This window comes from Ferruginibacter sp. (assembly GCF_028288465.1).
Taxonomy (GTDB): Bacteria; Bacteroidota; Bacteroidia; order Chitinophagales; family Chitinophagaceae; genus Ferruginibacter.
Window position 1 is genome coordinate 1 of sequence record NZ_JAQBNR010000034.1, and the last position, 15,465, is coordinate 15,465.

Sequence of the window (15,465 nt, forward strand, 5' to 3'; positions counted from 1 at the left end):
GTTTCATTATTACGTCAATCCATGACGTTAATGGAAAAATCAGGCGCCGTAGTAGTGGAAGTCGACTTGCTTAAAGGTATTTATGAATTGGGTGACGCAGAGTTTACCGTGTTGCAATATGAATTTAAAGATGGGGTGAACCGTTATCTCGCCGCGGCTGATTGCAAGATGAAAACGTTGCAGGAGGTAATTGATTTTAACCTCAAAAATGAAAGCAGCGCAATGCCTTATTTTAAGCAGGAAACACTCATTAGCAGCCAGGCCAAAGGTAACCTGCAGTCGAAGGAGTATGCTGATGCACTTGCAAAATCACTGAGCTCCAGAACACTGATTAATAACCTGTTGAAAGATCAACAGCTGGATGCCCTTTGTGGTGTTACAAACGGCCCCGCCTGCTGCATTGATTTAATTAACGGCGACTACGATACCGGGTTTTCATTGTCTACACCTGCTGCCATGGCCGGCTTTCCGCATATTACCGTGCCAATGGGTTTTGTGCACGAGCTACCGGTGGGTATTTCATTTTTTGGTGCTGCCTATACAGAACCGGCATTGCTCGGCATTGCATACGCTTATGAACAGGCGACAAAAAAAAGAAAAAAGCCCATGTTTAAGGTTAACCTGTTAAAGTAAGACGGCAGTTAAATTTTAGCTGATTGGCTGCTACTTTCATTTTGAAGTGAAAGTTGTTTTTGTTGAGTGAAAGCCTGCAACCAAATGCTCAAAATAGTACAAAAGTACAAGAGTGCGACGCCAATGAAGCTTAACAGCATTACTAACGACCGGTCAACAATTATTTTACCTGTAATGAAAACCATTTACTATTTTCAATCTTTATACATTGCATCACGCCAACTACACAACATGAAATTATTTGCCATTAAACAACTGCTTACTGCGATTGCATTTATTTTTATCACCAACTGCATCACTGCGCAGGCGAATGACCCGTCGTTTGTTATTGGAGATGCACTTCCGGATGCCCCTGAATTATCACCCAGGGGGGATTATAAAGTAGGTGTAAGGACACTTGAGCTGGTTCATAAAAAACAGGTAGATATACTGAACTCCAAAGCAGGTGCAGATCCGTTGTACGACCGGCATTTAAAAATTGAAGTATGGTACCCGGCCATTGTACCGCAAGGCCAGACTGCGCTGATTACTTATAACAGCACACTGGGTTTATGGAAAGATACTTCCCGGCCCCTGATTCCGTTTAGCTTCAACGGCAGGGCTTTGCGTGATGCGGCGCCTGATTTATCAGCGGGGAAATTTCCCCTAATCATTGTATCTCATGGCTATCCCGGCTCCAGGTTATTACTGACTTACCTTACTGAAAACCTTGCTTCCAAAGGTTATGTGGTGGTAGCGATTGATCATACAGAATCTACCTATGGAGACCGCTCCCCTTTTCAAAGTACATTGCTTAACCGGGCAAAAGATATTCTGTTTGTATTAAATGAAGTGGCTGACATGTCAAAAGCCGGGAATAAACATTTTTTAGCAGGACTCGCAGATGCAGACAATACTGCACTCATCGGCTACTCCATGGGCGGATATGGTGTGTTGAATGCAGCAGGAGCTGGTTACAGCAGCAAACTGGATAGCAGTTTTACCCAAATGACAGGTGGCAGCAAAGCCTTGCGTGTACGCACCACCAATAACGACGAGTTTAAAGCTTCGCATGATGCAAGAATAAAAGCCGTAGTAGCTTTTGCGCCATGGGGCATGCAACGTGGCGTGTGGGATGCCGAAGGATTACAAGGCCTGAAAGTACCGACCCTTTTTGTAGCGGGTAACCTGGATGATGTCTCGGGGTATGAAGATGGCATTAAGGCTATTTACGAAGGCGCCGTCAATGCCAACCGTTACCTGCTGACTTATGAAAATGCCCGCCATAATGTGGCGCCGAATCCGCCACCTGCAGCGAGTTTAAAAGCTGGTGTTTCGTTTAATGAATATTATCATTATGCAGAGCCATCGTGGAACGAATACCGCATCAATAATATCAACCAGCATTTTGTTACTGCTTTTGTGGGCATTTATCTAAAACAAAAAGACTATAACAAATACCTGGACCTGCCAGAACATTCCAACGACAAAGGCTGGACAGGTTTTAAACCACGCACAGCCACGGGGTTGGAATTACAGCATGCTGTACCTCATTAATTTTGGGGGAAGGAGCTTTTAACTCCAGGCGTTTTTTATGAACCGCAGCCAGTTTCCATGCATGATTTTTTCAATGTCAGTGGTCGAATAACCTCTTTTCTGTAACAGGCCGGGAATTTTTTGCAGGTCTGCGATGGTATCAAGGTCATAAGGAGACTGCTCTTTTCCATAGCCTCCGTCAAGATCAGTACCAATGCCTACATGGTTCGTATTACCTGCCAGCTGACAGATATGATCCATGTGATCCAGTATTTTTTCGATGGTACAGTCCATTTGTTGGGGTAATGATTTTCCCCTGATCCAATCCGGTACAATCATCCAGGCATCAAAAGCACCACCTATTACGGCACCACGTTCAATCAACGCTTTTATCATTTCGTCGCTGAATTGCCTGTTGTGATTTACCAGGGCCCGGCAGTTATTGTGACTGGCCCAAACAGGACCAGTAAATAGTTCCAACGCATCCCAAAATGCATCATCGCATAAATGCGTAGCGTCCAAAATCATTTTTAATTTATCCATTTCTCTTACCAGCTCTTTCCCCTGCTCATTTAAATGACCGGTAGCATCTGTACCGTTGGCATAACGCCCGGGACCGTAATGTGCAGGCCCGCAAGCACGCAAGCCATAGGCATGTGCCACATGTAAATTATCCAGCGTCACCAATGAATCGGCTCCTTCCAGGCTAAGTATATAACCGATAGGTTTGGTGTCGTTTGGTTCACCATTCATCCAAAGATCAAGGTGTTTTTCTAATCCCGTTTTATCTGTGATCATTACCATTTCGCCACATTTCTCCATCGCTTTGTACCATGCCAGTTGCCCCTGTGTTTGTGCCCAGGCTTGTTCTGCAGACTGCCAGCCCGGTAAAGGATTGCCGGGTGCCACATACCTTGCAATCTGTGTAGCTACTACCAGTCCTGCCTCTGCTTTTCTTAGTTCAGCAAAATTGACTGTTCCCTGTCCACGGTCCGGTTTATCTGTCTGGCCTTTTTCTCTTTCCCTTAAATCGTGAATGGATAGCCGCAGATCACGGTTCCATTCCATAGCGTTCATACTAAGGTCTAAGTGCGCATCAATTGTAAACATATGTTTTGATTTTTTGCAGTAGCTATAATTGGCTGATTAAGATATTATTTTATCCTGAAGAGCATATTTGTAAAACTTTACATCGACAGCCATTAGAGGGAACTGCTGTGGCAACTGCTCTTTGGCAATTTCTATAAATCCATTTTTTTCGTAAAACCGCTGCGCTCCCAGAAATTTTGCAGTGGTGCCCAAGAAAATTTCCTTAATATCTTTCTGTATAGCCCAGTTGATTAAGGTGTCCAGCAAGCCTTGTCCTATGCCAAATACTTTTCCCCTGTACGGTTTAGCAACAAACATTTTACGCAATGCAGCCTGGCCATTTCCTATGTCCAGCAATGCAATTGTGCCTGCCACTTCTTCCCCCACTTTGGCAATCCAAAAATTACCATTCTTTACCTGGTAATATCCGGGAATTTGATTTAAGTCGGGTTGCATCGCCAAAGTGATAGGTATTCCAAATTCATCTTTCTGAATGCTCACAATCAAGCTACCAACAAGGCTTTTATAAATGTCTGTATACGTTTCTATTTTCGGCTGGCTCATATTGTTAAAAAATAGGGAGTTAGCTGACGCTATTGTATAACGTCTTAACAAAACTGCGGGTTATTCCAGATCCTTCATCGGATCAACTTTATCTTAAGTATTGATCTTTCTATCCCTTGCAATTACTTTCCATTCTGTTACAGCGATATTGTTTTCAATAACAACTGCCCGCTCGTAAAGGGCCACCGTTGGGCAAATGTGTACCGGCACTCCGTACAATACATCGCCGATTTTATATTTGGAAGCATCCGGCACCCTGGCCACCAGGTGTTCTTCACTTTGAGAAACAGGTTCCGCTTCAGGGGCATTTAAAAAATGAACGCGGGGGAACGGGTTTTCTGCGGCAACTGATTTATGTCCCAAATCAGTTGTGATAGTGTGTTCGTCTACAACACTGATTATCCTTGTTATTACCAACGCTGCGTAATCAAAGGGTTCATCAGGCATCCCGTGTTTGTAACCCCAGTCCCAAAAAACAAATGTGCCGGGACTGCATTCCACATCGTTTCTGTCGGCATATATTGGGAAAGTTGGAGAACCGCCTGCAATAATGGTAGCGGGCTGTTTTGATACTGCTTCAATCGCTGCAGCAAGTATCAGCACTTTACTAAATCCCCTTTCGGTATGCTGTTTGCGTAACTCAACATCCGTATCGCGGATTTGTCCATCATATCCATGCAGGCCCACTACTTTTAAGCCAGGCAATAAGTGCATCGCTTCAAATAACTGGGTGGCATGTTCAGGACTAATGCCGGTTCTGTTCATCCCGGTATTAAGATCAATATAAACATTCAGCGATGATTTTTTTTCTGCAAAGAGTTGCGAAAGCATTTCAGCTACATGGATATTATCAACTACGGCGGCAAATTTTGTTGCCGGATATTTTTCAACCAGTGCGGCGAGGCGAATTGCTTTGGGACCAACAGGCTGGTAAGATAACAGCACGTCCGGCGCTTCAATCATGGCCAGCATTTCTGCCTCGGCAATGGTGGCGCATTTAAATTTAGTGATGCCGGCATCCATCATCATCGAACACACTTCTGTTATTTTATTTGTTTTCACATGCGGGCGAAGCCGGCTTACATTGCCATGTACCATTTCCTTTAACAGCCGGATATTGTCGTGCACCCGCTCCTTATAAATAACCAGGGCCGGGGAGTCGATGGTATCGATATTTTTTATTGTAAACCAATTCATACTTGTTGATTTAATGCGATTGATGGAATCTGTTTTGCCTCAGGCCAGTTCAAAAATGGCTTCAATTTCAACAGGAATATTATCCGGCAGCGAGCCCATCCCCACAGCACTTCTTACTCCGACACCATTGTCTTCTCCCCACACTTTTGCAAACAACTCGCTGCATCCGTTTATTACATACGGATGCTTTTCAAAATCGCCTGTACAGTTCACCATGCCCAATACTTTGATCACTCTTTTTATTTTATTGAAGGAACCCAGGTTATGCTGCAGTGTTGCCAGTATTGTAAGCCCAACCTGTTGTGCTGCCAGCTTTCCATCTTCCATGTTCATATCTGCGCCAATGCGTCCCTTAATGAGCGTTTTATCATTCTGCAACGGGCCGTGGCCCGAAACATAACAGAGATTGCCAACAATTAAAAACGGTTTGTACACGCCCAATGGTGCCGGCGCCGGGGGTAATGAAAGATTCAATTGGGCAAACTGTTCATCAGGTGTCATAAAAAAATTATTTAAAATTGAGATTAAGAAAGGTATCTGATAAAATTAAGCAATAAAATAATTGAGTATAAAAATGGCTATTATACCAACAATGGAAACGAGACTTTCCATCAGGCTCCAGGTTTTAATGGTGTCTTTAAATGACAGGTTGAAATACTCTTTAAACAACCAGAAGCCCCCGTCATTCACGTGCGAAAACATCAGGCTGCCTGCGCCGGTAGCCAATACCATCAGGCTGGGATTTACTCCGGTTGTTGCAATCAGTGGCGCTACTATACCTGCAGCCGTTAACCCCGCTACAGTGGCTGATCCCAGGCAAACCCTTATAATAGCGGCGATGCTCCACGCCGCCAGCAAAGGATGAATATTCATTCCCTGCAAACCGGCGGCAATCTGGTTACTGATGCCGGTGTCTGTCAGTATCTGTTTCAATCCGCCTGCACCACCAATAATAAACACAATCATGGCTATATCCTTTACTGCATCTGCAAGCGGCAGCATCACTTCCTCCATTTTTTTACCCCGCCGCAACCCCAGGCTGTAAATGGCATACAACAAGGTAATCGTCATCGCAATTACCGGATCGCCCAATGAAATGATCATTTTTGAAAAGCCGGTTTCATCGTGCACCAGCAGTTTTACAATGGTACTGGTTGCAATCAAAATCACCGGCAAAAAAGCGGTAAACATACTGGTGAACAACCCTGGCAGCTGTTCATCGGGAATATCTTTTCCGGCAAAGGTTTGCAGTGGCTGGCAATTTATTTTTTTTAATGTAGTGGCGAATAAAGGACCTGCGATTACAATGGCCGGAACAGCTACAATAAATCCATACAACAAAGTGACACCAAGATCTGCATGGTATTGTGTAACCAGTGCGGTTGGTGATGGGTGAGGCGGTAAATAACCATGTGTAACGGACAGTGCAGCCAGCATCGGAATTCCAATATATACAGCAGAGATATTGTATCTTTTTGCAAGGGTGATAATGAGAGGCACCATCAGTACGAAGCCTACATTATAAAACAAGGGAATACCAACCACAAATGCGGTTAACACCAAGGCCCACATAATATACTTTTTCCCGAAAATATCCATCAGGCTGGTGGCTATTTTTTGCGCAGCACCACTATCGGCTACCAGTTTACCCAGCATAGCTCCAAGGCCCAGTATAACAATGATGGAACCCAGTAAGTCGCCAATGCCTTTTTGCAATGAGCCGCTGATACCCGTAATACTCATGCCATTGAAAAGGCCGATTAAAATAGCCACAATAATAAAGGCAAGAAATGCATTGAGGCGGGCCCAGGTGATTAAAACAACAAGCAGTGCGATACCAAGTAACAGAATGAGTAAAGGCATAATATTATTTGCTGAAAAATAAAGATAATCAAAAAGGTATCTGTCGGCAGCATAATAATCATTTTATAGTGTTTCTGGTATTTTTCTTACAGCAAAACACATTCCCATCGCCGGTCAGTTTCGTCGCAACATTTTAACCGCTTATCTCATTTGTAGCTTTCAGCGTTTTTGCAACAGTAGTTTTGTGCTCAAATAATATAATTGTTATGAAAAAGATTTGTTTACTCTTTGCAATATTCATTTACACGGTTAATGCTATGGCTCAAATGCCCGGAGGCATGCCCGGTAAAATGAACGGTAATGGAGGCGGAAATATGGGCCATGTATATGGTAAATTAACAGATGCCGATGGCAAACCAGTAAGTGGTGCGTCAGTAATGCTGATGCGCAAAAGGATGGACAGTGCCTCAAAGAAAATGAAACAGGTATTGCTAAAAGGGATGATAACAAAAGCCAACGGCGATTTTAGTTTTGATGAATTGCCGGTAATGGGCGCTATGCTGCTAAAAATAAGCAGCAGTGGCTTTAAAGCTATTGACCAGGAAGTTTCCTTTATGCCTAAAATGGAGCCGGGTGCACCAAAACCAGCTGCAGGCGCAATGCCTTCTTTTGACAAAGACCTGGGCAATATCAAATTGACTACCGATAGCAAACAGTTGCAGGATGTTACCATCACTTCTACTACGCCACCTGTAAGGCTATCTGCAGATAAAAAAATATTCAACGTTGAAAAAAATATTATGAGTGCCGGTGGTACGGGACTGGATGTAATGCGCAATGTGCCATCTGTAAACGTGGATATTGATGGCAACGTTACCCTGCGTAACAGCGCTCCCCAGTTGCTGATAGATGGGCGTCCTACTACGCTCACGCTGGATCAGATACCTGCAGATGCCATTGAAAGCGTGGAAGTAATTACCAATCCTTCTGCCAAGTACGATGCTTCAGGAGGTGGTGCCGGCATTTTAAATATTGTTTTAAAGAAGAATAAAAAGACAGGCTATAATGGTAATGTAAGAGCCGGTGTTGATAAACGTGGCGCTATCAATGGTGGCGGAGATTTCAGCTTCAGGCAAAATAAATTCAACTTTAACGCAGCCCTGATGGTAAACCAAAATAAAGGCCGCACCACGGGTACGACTGACCGGGTAAATTTACTTGACACGCCGCAGACGACAGTTAACCAAAGCAATTTCAATAAAACTACGGGTGGCTTTTTATTTGGTAAAGTTGGATTCGATTATTTTGTTACCAACAGAACGACCTTGTCACTAACCGGTATCAGGGTGCATGGCGAATTTAATCCCAATGAAGTAATTGATATCACTACTGACAGTTTATACAACAGCGGAAAAATCAGTGCCAACAGCGACCGTGTTACCAGTGGCCACCGTGAATTTAACGGACAAGGACTGGTATTCGGGCTAAAACATATCTTTCCAAAAGAAGGAGAAGAAATTACTGTTGACGCCAATATGTTTGGTGGAAAAAACAATAATAACTCTTTGTATACTACCAACTATTTTAATAACAGCGGTGTGGTTACCAATACAGAATTGCAGAAAGCAGTTGGCAGTGGCAATGATAAAAACTTTGTAATACAGTCTGACTATGTAAAACCTTTTACAAAACTTACCAAGCTGGAAACCGGTGTGAGAGCGGCGATCCGCAGCAGAACCAACATCAATAACAACTATTTGTATGATGGCAATGATTATATATTAATTCCATCCGCTGTAAGTAATTATAAAAATACTGATAACGTGTATGCGGCTTATGCCACTCTTAGCAGTGGTATTAAAAACTTCAGTTACAAAGTAGGCCTGCGTGCTGAACACTCTGATTATACCGGCACCCTGACCAACAGTGGTGAAAAATTCAAGAACAGTTACCCGGTAAGTTTATTCCCGTCTGTATTTTTGAGTCAGCAGTTAAATAACAAACAACAAGTGCAATTGAGTTACAGCCGCCGTATCAACAGGCCTAACTTTTTTCAACTGATTCCGTTTACAGACTATACAGATAAATTGAACATTACCAAAGGCAACCCCAACCTGGTGCCCGAGTTTACGCAGTCGCTTGAATTATCTTACCTGAAAACATTTAAAGGCAACAACACATTTCTTGGATCGGTTTATTATAAACACACCGATAATTTGATCACCCGTTACCTTACACAGGAAGTTGACCCGGTATCGGGCGGTACAGAGTTGATCAATACTTATATCAATGCCAACAGCAGTTATTCTGCCGGTGCAGAACTGACTGCTCAAAATTATCTGACCAAATGGTGGGATATCAGTACCAATGTAAACTTCTACAATTCCAAAGTAAATACAACCAATGTGAGCACCCTTTCACAGGGAGCTTTGTGGAGTATGTTTGGCAAATTCAACAGTAATTTTAAATTGCCTAAGAATTATGCGATTCAATTTACCACGACCTACCAGTCAAAAACCAACCTGCCGGTAAATAATAATCCAGGTATGGGCGGACCGCCAATGATGCAGAGCCAGAGTTCTTCACAAGGATATATTCTACCCTCATGGGGTGTTGACCTGGCCTTTAAAAAGAGCTTCCTGAAAAACAATGCAGCCGCTGTTACTTTAAGTATCAATGATATTTTTAAAACCAGGGTAAGCAACCAATACAGCAGCAGCGAATACTTTACACAAACGTATAACCGCCTGCGTGACCCCCAGATGTTCAGGCTGAATTTCAGCTACCGGTTCGGAAAAATTGATGCGTCTTTGTTTAAACGTAAAACTTCCAAAGGTGAAATGAATGCCACCGAAGGAGTACAATAAATTACTACAACCTATAGAAAAAAAGCTATACTAACACAGTATAGCTTTTTTTTGCATCATTAATAATCTTTAAATCAATAACTTATAAATTAATTTCCTGTAATAGCCGATAAGTCAACTATTTTTTTATCTTTGTTGTGCCTCTTAAACCCTAAAAACTAAACCCTTGTCTTCAATTGTAATCCTTTCGTCGAGTGTACGCAATGGCAGAAAAAGCCCTCAGGTTGCACGGTATACTGAAGCACCACAACCGGCATCCGTCATCATCCCTTTCCTGAAAGAATGTAAATTTTCCAATTTTGAAGGACGCTTAACACTAAAAAAAATTGATGGCGCTCCCATGCTGCAATTTGCAGAAGAGATAAAAAAAGCAAATGGTGTAAGCTATGTAATCCCTGAATATAATGGTGGTTATCCTGCGGGTTTACAAAATGCAGCTAATCATTTCTATACCCAATGGCACAGCAACCCTGTGGTGAATGCTACCGTATCCACTGGGTTATTTGGTATAACACAGGTAATAACTTCACTACAATTTACGTTATGGAAAATAAAGTCATGGACCGTACCTGCCATGTTCTCCGTTCCAACTGCAGATAAAACGTTTGATGAAAGCGGCCATGCAATAGAAAAAGAAGCAACCGAAAAGCGTGCAGCTGCATTTATACCCGAATTGATGTGGTGCATAGAAGCAAACAAAAGAATGAATTAGCACAAATCAGCAGCAGGCAAATGGCCCGTTTTTGACATGCAATAATTTTACAACATTTTAATCCCAATACCTATCTCAAGATTTTCTGATGACCACATTGTACTACTTTTAAACAAGAAAATTTAAAAAAATGAGCAGGTTATTGAGATGTATTTTACCCGTAATTGTCCTTACCGGTTTAGTACCGGCATTATCATCAGCCCAATACAAGTTAAAACTTAAGTATACCAATTCCTCAGTATATGCTGGTATTGAAATTGGTTCTAAAGGTGTTAAGATGAGTTTACTTGAAATAGCAAGGAACTCAAAAAAAATCGGATCGTTCAACATTTTGAAGGATACTTCTGTTAACACCGATTTTATCACTTTTAATGACGCTTCGTTTAGCGCTACTTTAACCAGTGTATGTAACTTATACGCCGCTGCATTTCTAAACTACAATATTCCTACAGAACATATTTTTACCGTAGTAAGCAGCGGTGTAAAAATTCAGGCAGAAAAAGATAATAAACAATCCTGGATCAACCGATTGGCAGACTCAATCCGTTTTAAAACGAAAGAGCCCAAAAGGGCGGTTGATGTGGTAGATGTACTGCAGGAAGCACGCTTATCCCATCTTGGTATTATACCAGAATCAAAGAGATATACCACTTTCTTAATTGATATAGGAAGTGGCAATACCAAGGGTGGTTATTTTCCAAACGGCAATACTAAAGATCTTAAACTGTTTCAATTGAGCTGGGGTACCAAAAGTACAGCCAACGCTACAGAAAAAAGATGTGATGGTGATAAGGGCATTGCCAATTTTTCAAAACAACTGGGCAGGGTAATTGCCGGGCCGGTAAATACGGAAGTTATTTACACAATTAATGAAAGCGGCGCTTATAACATGAGCGATAACATTGCTTTCAGCGGCGGTATTGCATGGTCAGTTGCAACATTGCTTTTGCCTGAACTTACTGACAATGCTGTAGTGTCAGTTACCTATGATGATGTGGCAAAATTCAGCGAAAAATTATCGGCCAGTTACAACGCTTTTTCAGATAGCGCCATAGTTAAAAATATAAAAGACAATACACTTGATAAGGCAGCCATTGCCAAAGAAGTTAAACGGGTTCACCAGGTTTTTGATCAAAGATCCTTACTGTCTGGTACCGCATTGCTTCTAAAAATCATGCGCCAGTTTGAAGGAATCTATGAAAAGAAACAATTTTATTTAATAAAAAACGGCCAGGTAGGCTGGATCTCTGCTTATGTTGATCAGAACATTTCCCAGTAAAATCCTATATCCCCGACTTGTTTTTTGTTAACAAAATTTTGAACTCATGAAAGATAATAAATCTTCTCTACTGCTGGTAGTATCATTGCTTTTACTCTCACTGTCATTGGTTTTGCTGGCCATCTGGGGCTACCAGTTTTTCAATAATAACAACAAGGGAAACAGCAGCCTGCAAAAACAAACGCCTTCTGTTGCTTCCATCAACGCCAATTTACGCGATTCATTGCTGGACGCGTATTCCAGAACCATCAACAAACTGGATGTAAGAATTGGTACTGCAAAAAATACCGCGGACTCGCTGATGGAAAATGTAGATGATAAAATAACCGAGATCAACTCTTTAAAAGAAGAGATCAGGATACTGTTGAAAAATACCGTATCAAGGGAAAGCCTCAATAATGCACGGGAAAAAATTAATGAGCTGCAACGAAAAATTGACCAGCTGCAGAACAACATCATTACTGTTGAAAATGAAAACAAGCAATTGAAAGCGTTACTTCAGCAGTATGATAAGGATGGCTATGATCAACAGCACAACAATGCAGCTCAATCACCTTCCGCACCTCCTGCTAAATTGCCTGCTGCAGAAAAAAAGTCACCTGCGCCAACTTTGTTATTAACGGGCATTCGTGTGATGGCCTTTTCAGCAAAGGACGATAAAGAACAGGAAACGTTGAAGGCTTCAGAAACAGAAAAGATCAATGGATCATTTACAGTAAAAAGTAATGCAGCCAACGACAATGCCGATATTTATGTTTGCATTATGCAGCCTAACGGCAAAGTAGTACAAAACTCAGATTGGGAAGTAGGAGCCTTTGATACCCCCGAGGGAAGAAAAATTTATTCTCATAAAATACATACCAGTTTCGACAGCGGCGAGGAAAAGCTGTTGCATTTTTCTGTAGGTGCCGATAATTTCGAAAAAGGAAATTATACGGTAGTCATATACTATAATGGCCAGGTAATAGGTAAACTGGTGATGAGCCTTTCCTGATACCAATTTTATCCAATGCGGGAGATTTATTTCGTCTGTATTTCAGAAAAGCTATTGAGTAAATCCATAGCTTTTTTTGTATCCGCACTTTTTACAAATATGTGGTCGTGATAACAGGCGGCTACTACATTACAGCTGATACCAGCCGATGCAAGGACGTTTGAAAACGCAGCCGTAAACCCCACCGCTTCCAATGAAGAATGCACCTTTAAAGTAATCCAGGAGGCGATAAAAGAATAGCTGAGCAGCAGCTGATCCGCTTTGTCTTTTTTTAGTATTACCGTATATCCTTCCTGCTCTTTAAAAATTGAAATAACATCCAGCGAATTTATTGCTGTTAGCTCTTTGCAGGTGCAAAAAACAAATTCGCCGGGATTATGTATTGGCTGCATTGTTTTTAAAAGAATATCCAGGCTTTTTTCTGCTGTCTTCATATTTATAAAAATTGAGTGCTGCCTTCTGTATCATACCCACTTCAGCTTAGCTGTCAGCACGGATGTCCGCATTTTTATTTATGGTATTGTAAATAAAAATTATCTTCCTCCATATCTTCTATCCAGTTATATTCAATTTCAAAAGCAACTTTCCGGGCATAATCAACCCCATGGATATCGGATAAAAAACCGAGCGACATATCCATACCCGCACTCACTCCGGCTGAGGTATAAAATTTATCCGCTTTTGTCCAGCGGGCTTTTTTAATCCATTCCACATGTTGCCCCTGTGTTATTACCCAGTCAAAAGCTTTTTTATTGGTAGTTGCTTTTCTGCCATCCAACAGCCCTGTCTTTGCAAGCAATGCACTGCCAGTACACACGGTTAAAACATACTTACTTTGCCCACAAATTTCGATTATCTTCTCAATTAGCCCATTATCATTCACTGCGGCCCTCGTACCGTGCCCGCCGGGAATAAGAAAGATATCAACTTCATTTCTTAAATCGTTCATACGCTCCGTTACAATTGAAATGCCATGTTCATTTTTAATTATCCTTCCCGCAAGTGAACAAAAAGAAACCTGGTATTTATCTTTTAGTCTGCCAAAAATTTCTACCGGCCCAAACACATCCAGTGTTTCAAAATCTTCGAATAATAAAACCGTCAAATTCATCATTTAATTTTATATTTTATCACTTCAGTTATAGAATGATATTGAATACACACTGTTTAAATGGCATGAGCAATTTAAACTTGTCTTCTAAACAGCTGTTGTTAAATCTAAGCTTTAAAACAAAACCAGTAAGTACACGCTCCGATGTTATAATAAACCCTAATAGTTTTTTACAAACACAAACAAGTCTGTCGGTTGGTTATTGCATAATCGTAACACTTGCTGCAGCATGAAGCCCCATCAAACTGAGCCTTTTCCAATCGTTGGCAAAAACGCTGTCTTCCCTTACATCTCTTTCGGTGATGACGTAATCTGTTTCCAGGACGGCATCCGGATTTATTCTTTTACCGATTGATACCGGTGAAACGTGAATGGCTTTATTGGTAAATGACTGAATTGTTTGCATTATATCCGGCATGCTTTCCAGGTTTTCTATAATGGTTCGGATGTCTGAGGCATGCGCCTGTGGCATCAAACTAAAACTCACAAGATCGTGCGGTAAACTACCCGGCCTGTTGCGGTTAAGTGCGGCAAAATAGGCATCCGTTCCATAGCCGATTTTTACAGATGGAAAAGCATCCTTCATCAGCCCATATCCTTTTTCCATCAGTGCCGCCGGCGTTACTGCATATTTTTTATCAAGCAGCAACACTGAGTCAATATACTGTACGACTGGCTTTATTTCCTGCAAAAGAAGTTGAAATGTTTCGTCATATTTATCTGCAAAAAATAACACCAGTTCCAGCTTTGCACCCAGCTCCGCCACAAATGCCACATCCTTTTCCAATTGCTGTGGCCAGTTGGCTCTATCGAGGTAAAGCTCTGTACGGTAATGGTGCACGTTGTTTTCATTAAAAAATTTTACCTGCTTACCAGTCAAGGCTATTTGTTCCAACTGCATGCTATAACCAATTTTGGATGTGGTATTGGTTGGTACTGCTATTTTTGTCGAAGGCCTTTTTTCTACCTCAGGGTTTGAATTTCCGCTGACAGTCAACACAATTTTTTGCTGCATTGTATCTCCTTTTTTTACCAACACCGGAAACGGAATGCGCTGTGGCGTGGAATAAGTTTTAAACGAACTGTCGCTCCAGTTCCGCTGATCTTCTGTTTCAAAAATATCACCACTGAAATAAAGCTTTGCAGTCATTGATTCGGCAGGCTTCCATTGCATTTGCTGTATTTCTTTAAACGGCTGATCGGGTGAAACCAATTCAGGAAACGCAGCCGTATAAACATCACCCGAAGGTTCTACAATAGTTGCCGGTTTTCCTTTTGTTTCCTTTAACGGATGCAATACACACAGGCCAATCCGGTTCTTTTTAAAATCGCTCAGCGCCAGGCCATGCATGGTAATGCTGATGCTGCTGTCTGCTTTACCCTCAATTACAAAATTGGCACTGTATTGTATCCCGTTAAAATTATACAATGCGATATAGCTGATATAAAAAACATCATCGCCTGCATCTACTATTTCATTGGTAATTTCAGGCACAATGGTGTCCCAGTTTTCGTTTCTTACAGCACCATATATCATGCGTACAATTTCTGTGCTGCCACATTTGATATACCGCAGGTTGCCTGCTTCATATATGCAGGTCATGTTTCCGGCCTTTAGTAATTTGTATGGCAGTAAATGAACGTCTAGCGCAATGTCAAAACTTTCCTCAATCATTTTCTTTATATATTTTAATTAGTTGA

At 41.7% G+C, this 15,465-nt stretch carries 14 protein-coding genes; 6 read left to right on the plus strand and 8 right to left on the minus strand.

Annotation, left to right across the window (positions count from 1 at the left end; genetic code table 11):
- On the plus strand, positions 1-633 hold a 633-nt coding region (locus tag JWR61_RS14800; protein ID WP_301928536.1), incomplete at its 5' end, for an amidase family protein.
- Between the two features lie 231 nt (positions 634-864).
- Positions 865-2,169 (plus strand): alpha/beta fold hydrolase, encoded by a 1,305-nt coding sequence (locus tag JWR61_RS14805; RefSeq protein WP_301928537.1) that lies wholly within the window; start codon positions 865-867, stop codon positions 2,167-2,169.
- An 18-nt stretch (positions 2,170-2,187) separates the two neighbouring features.
- On the opposite strand, the gene JWR61_RS14810 is transcribed toward JWR61_RS14805, so the two are convergent.
- From JWR61_RS14810 to JWR61_RS14830, 5 genes are all read right to left on the minus strand, one after another.
- Positions 2,188-3,258: a dipeptidase gene (locus JWR61_RS14810; protein WP_301928538.1), complete on the minus strand. Its 1,071-nt coding sequence runs from the start codon at positions 3,256-3,258 to the stop codon at positions 2,188-2,190.
- Between the two features lie 36 nt (positions 3,259-3,294).
- Positions 3,295-3,801 carry a GNAT family N-acetyltransferase gene (locus tag JWR61_RS14815; RefSeq protein ID WP_301928539.1) on the minus strand — a complete coding sequence of 169 codons (507 nt, stop codon included), beginning with the start codon at positions 3,799-3,801 and terminating at the stop codon, positions 3,295-3,297.
- Positions 3,802-3,894: 93 nt separating this feature from the next.
- The gene (locus tag JWR61_RS14820; RefSeq protein WP_301928540.1) at positions 3,895-4,998 is read right to left on the minus strand and encodes a D-TA family PLP-dependent enzyme; all 1,104 of its coding nucleotides are present in this window, start codon (positions 4,996-4,998) and stop codon (positions 3,895-3,897) included.
- 39 nt (positions 4,999-5,037) lie between these two features.
- Positions 5,038-5,499 carry a RidA family protein gene (locus tag JWR61_RS14825; RefSeq protein WP_301928541.1) on the minus strand — a complete coding sequence of 154 codons (462 nt, stop codon included), beginning with the start codon at positions 5,497-5,499 and terminating at the stop codon, positions 5,038-5,040.
- Between the two features lie 45 nt (positions 5,500-5,544).
- On the minus strand, positions 5,545-6,861 hold the full coding sequence (locus JWR61_RS14830; RefSeq protein ID WP_301928542.1) for a gluconate:H+ symporter: 1,317 nt from the start codon (positions 6,859-6,861) through the stop codon (positions 5,545-5,547).
- A gap of 206 nt (positions 6,862-7,067) precedes the next feature.
- On the opposite strand from JWR61_RS14830, the gene JWR61_RS14835 reads away from it, so the two are divergent.
- The 4 genes from JWR61_RS14835 (at position 7,068) to JWR61_RS14850 (ending at position 12,653) form a co-directional block, all read left to right on the plus strand.
- Positions 7,068-9,668 (plus strand): TonB-dependent receptor, encoded by a 2,601-nt coding sequence (locus JWR61_RS14835; protein ID WP_301928543.1) that lies wholly within the window; start codon positions 7,068-7,070, stop codon positions 9,666-9,668.
- 166 nt (positions 9,669-9,834) lie between these two features.
- Positions 9,835-10,380: an NADPH-dependent FMN reductase gene (locus JWR61_RS14840; RefSeq protein ID WP_301928544.1), complete on the plus strand. Its 546-nt coding sequence runs from the start codon at positions 9,835-9,837 to the stop codon at positions 10,378-10,380.
- 130 nt (positions 10,381-10,510) lie between these two features.
- Entirely contained in the window at positions 10,511-11,659 is a 1,149-nt protein-coding gene (locus tag JWR61_RS14845; RefSeq protein ID WP_301928545.1) for a hypothetical protein, read from the plus strand.
- 46 nt (positions 11,660-11,705) lie between these two features.
- Positions 11,706-12,653 (plus strand): hypothetical protein, encoded by a 948-nt coding sequence (locus JWR61_RS14850; RefSeq protein ID WP_301928546.1) that lies wholly within the window; start codon positions 11,706-11,708, stop codon positions 12,651-12,653.
- Between the two features lie 26 nt (positions 12,654-12,679).
- On the opposite strand, the gene JWR61_RS14855 is transcribed toward JWR61_RS14850, so the two are convergent.
- The 3 genes from JWR61_RS14855 to JWR61_RS14865 all read right to left on the minus strand — a co-directional run bounded on the left by JWR61_RS14855 (position 12,680) and on the right by JWR61_RS14865 (position 15,439).
- Complete coding sequence (locus JWR61_RS14855) at positions 12,680-13,087, minus strand: ACT domain-containing protein (RefSeq protein WP_301928547.1); 408 nt, start codon at positions 13,085-13,087, stop codon at positions 12,680-12,682.
- 74 nt (positions 13,088-13,161) lie between these two features.
- A complete protein-coding gene (locus JWR61_RS14860) occupies positions 13,162-13,767 on the minus strand; it encodes a DJ-1/PfpI family protein (protein ID WP_301928548.1) in 606 nt (201 codons plus the stop codon).
- 196 nt (positions 13,768-13,963) lie between these two features.
- A complete protein-coding gene (locus JWR61_RS14865) occupies positions 13,964-15,439 on the minus strand; it encodes a hypothetical protein (protein WP_301928549.1) in 1,476 nt (491 codons plus the stop codon).
- Between the last annotated feature and the right edge of the window lie 26 nt (positions 15,440-15,465).